2 protein-coding genes are annotated in these 3,075 nt (G+C 45.1%); both read left to right on the plus strand.

What is annotated here, in order from left to right:
- The first annotated feature begins 208 nt into the window (after positions 1-208).
- Entirely contained in the window at positions 209-2,143 is a 1,935-nt protein-coding gene (locus ENN47_07940; GenBank protein HDP78098.1) for a diguanylate cyclase, read from the plus strand.
- Between the two features lie 230 nt (positions 2,144-2,373).
- The coding region (locus ENN47_07945) for a sugar ABC transporter permease (protein HDP78099.1) at positions 2,374-3,075 on the plus strand (702 nt) is incomplete at its 3' end.

Raw genomic sequence — 3,075 nt, forward strand, 5'->3', positions numbered from 1 at the left:
CGACTAAGTTGGAATTGGTCTCGCCAAGTGGGTTTGCTGTTCATCTAGTTTTTCTCGCCACTGCTTGCAGTGACTGGCGGCGATGATTTTCGCCTTCTGACTGGCCACCGAAGGTGACTGGCTAGTAAATAACGGTGTCCCATTCTCGTTCATCTGTGGCTTATGAATAGGGGCAAAGTATATAATTGCAATATGAGATCACAATGGAGTGTTTGAAGTGAATATCTATGCTTTGCTGACGTTTCTTCCAGCGATTGTGTGTTTGGTGATGGCCATACGGTTTTTGAGGCGGAGAGAGCTGCTTGAGGCCAGGATGCTCAGCCTTCTGTTGTTTTCAATAGCCTGGTGGGCGTTTTTTTATGCGGTTGAATTGCTCGGCCATGATTTGGGTACAATGCGACTGCTCAACAAGATCTCTTATCCCGGAATAGTGAGCACGCCGGTTTTCTTTTTTCTTTTCTCGATGGCAATCCTCGACAAAAGAAAGTGGTTTAGCTGGAAAAGAATCTCTTTGCTTTTCGTCATTCCTATTGCAGTACTTCTATCCATGTGGACAAATGAAATTCACTGGCTTTATTACTCAGTGAGCGAATTGGATCTCAGTTCATCTTTCCCTCTACAGAGACTCGTTCATGGGCCGATTTTCTGGGTGGGAATGTTTTACACGTACGTGCTGCTTATTTCGAGCATATTCTCAGTTGCTCATCAATATATTCATTCGAAAGGGCCTTACAAGGGTCAGCTGAAGATGATTCTTCTTGGGACTTTCTTCCCCGTCCTCGTAAACCTGAATTATCTCTTTGGATTTATTGATTTCGGCTATCTCGACATGACTCCGTTTGCTTTCACTCTTGCTGCAGTATTTATGGCAATAGGTGTTATGAGGTACAGATTATTTGACATACGACCGGTTGGTAAGGAGACAGTTTTCGAAAGACTGCCTGACGGGGTTATCATTACTGACGATCGAGGAACGGTGGTCGACATAAACCCCATGGCTTGCACGATGTTCGGAGTTGAGAGTGAAAACTTGATTGGACTTAATTTCAGTGACGCTTTCAAAGATATCGAGACTATTGTGAATTTCTTTGGTTCCGATCTGTCGAAGTCCGAGCTGGAGGTGGGAGAGAAGATAATCGATTCCAGAAAGACTACAATTCTCAGCAGAAGAGGAAAGACAAGAGGTCATGTCGTTTTGCTGACCGAGATAACGGAAAGGAAGAGAGTCGAAGATGCGTTGCGCCGGAGTGAGGAGAGACTTGCGCTTGCTGTGAAAGGCGGGAACGTCGGTCTCTGGGACTTCAATATAGACAAGGGAGAGTTTTCAATTAACGAAAGATATTATCAGATCATGGGCTATACTGGCGGTGATTTGCTCATAACATTCCAGAACTGGAAAAAGTTTGTGCATCCGGAAGATCTTCTTCCTTCTCTTGAAGAGATGGAGAGATGTTACAACGGTGAGAAAGATTACTTTGAAATAGAGTACAGGATGCTTTCAAAGAGCGGTGAGTGGATCTGGGTTCATGATAGGGGAGAAGCTGCAGAGAGGGACAAGAACGGAAGGGCCAAGCGTATTCTTGGAACGCACATTGATATTTCTCCAACAAAACAGATTGAAGAGGCTCTTCGTGAGAGCCAGGAGAAGTACAGGAAGCTGGCAACGACGGACATGCTGACCGGCGTGATGAACAGATACTCACTTAGCGAGTTATTGAGAGCCGAAACGGAGAGATCGAGGCGTTATGGGAGCCCGCTTTCGCTACTGATGTTAGATCTTGACAATCTCAAGACAATAAACGATAATTACGGGCATCTTGCCGGTGACGAAGCTCTCAAAGATGCCTGTTCTTTCGTTCAGTCAAGCATTAGGAGTAACGATTATTTGGGGAGATGGGGCGGGGACGAGTTCTTGGTTATCGTTACGAATACAGATCTCGAGGGAGCCATCAAAGTTGCTGAAAAGCTGAGAGCCGGGCTCTGCTCGAAGGAGCAGAAAGATTATGGAAGCCTCAGGATGAGCATCGGAGTTTCTACTCTCCATAAGGATGAGAGTGATTACGATGGCTTGCTCCGCCGGGTAGACAAAGCTCTTTACGAGTCAAAGAAGAACGGCAAGAATAGAGTTACACCATCGGATTGATTGAACTAATTGATGCGTTTTGGAGAGAGGTTTATAGGATTTCGATTGATGAGTATCGTTAAGTTGATTTTGCTTTTACGATTATGCTAGACTATACTAAGCGTGACAGAGATGATGAGAAAGTCGTGCCGGTTATGAGGCGGCGGCTTTTTTTGTTTGAGATGATCTTTCGTCTACATTTGTGAGTCATAATTCTAGTGATATAGTTTCTTTCATATTTGAATAGTGGGGTGATACGTTTGCGGCGCCGAACCAGGGAAGCTTTCACCGGCTGGGCGACTGTCTTACCGGCTTTGACTGTGCAGGTGATCTTCATCTATTTGCCACTCGTGTGGGCCTTCTATGTGTCTTTCTTTAGCTGGAACATGATAAGGCCGATGAGGTACGTCGGATTTCAGAACTACGAAAGGCTCTTTAGCTCGGCGGATTTCTGGAATTCCATGAGTGTCACAGGCATCTATATTTTGGGCACCGTAGTCCCCTCTGTCGTTATCGGGCTTCTTCTTGCAGCTCTTCTCAATATTGAATGGATAAAGGGTAGAGGGCTTTTCAGAACCCTTTTTTATATCCCGGTCATAACCTCAATGGCTGCCGCTGCCGTAATTTGGGGCTGGTTGTATGAGCCTAATTTTGGATTGGTCAATTATTTCCTCTCACTAGTTGGCATTAATAACATTAAGTGGCTCAGTGATCCGAAGTATTCGCTTTTAGCGCTAATTATCGTAGGAGTGTGGAAACGAATCGGGTACAATATGGTGCTTTTCCTTGCGGGTTTGCAGACAATTCCCAAAACATATTACGAAGCGGCTGAGATAGATGGAGCAACTCCCTGGAACAAGTTCAAGAGTATAACGCTTCCTCTTCTCTCACCGACGACTCTCTTCGTATTCATAATGCAGTTCATTGCGTCTTTTAGGGTCTTCGTTTCAGTA

It is taken from the genome of Mesotoga infera (assembly GCA_011045915.1).
GTDB classification, from domain to species: domain Bacteria; phylum Thermotogota; class Thermotogae; order Petrotogales; family Kosmotogaceae; genus Mesotoga; species Mesotoga infera_D.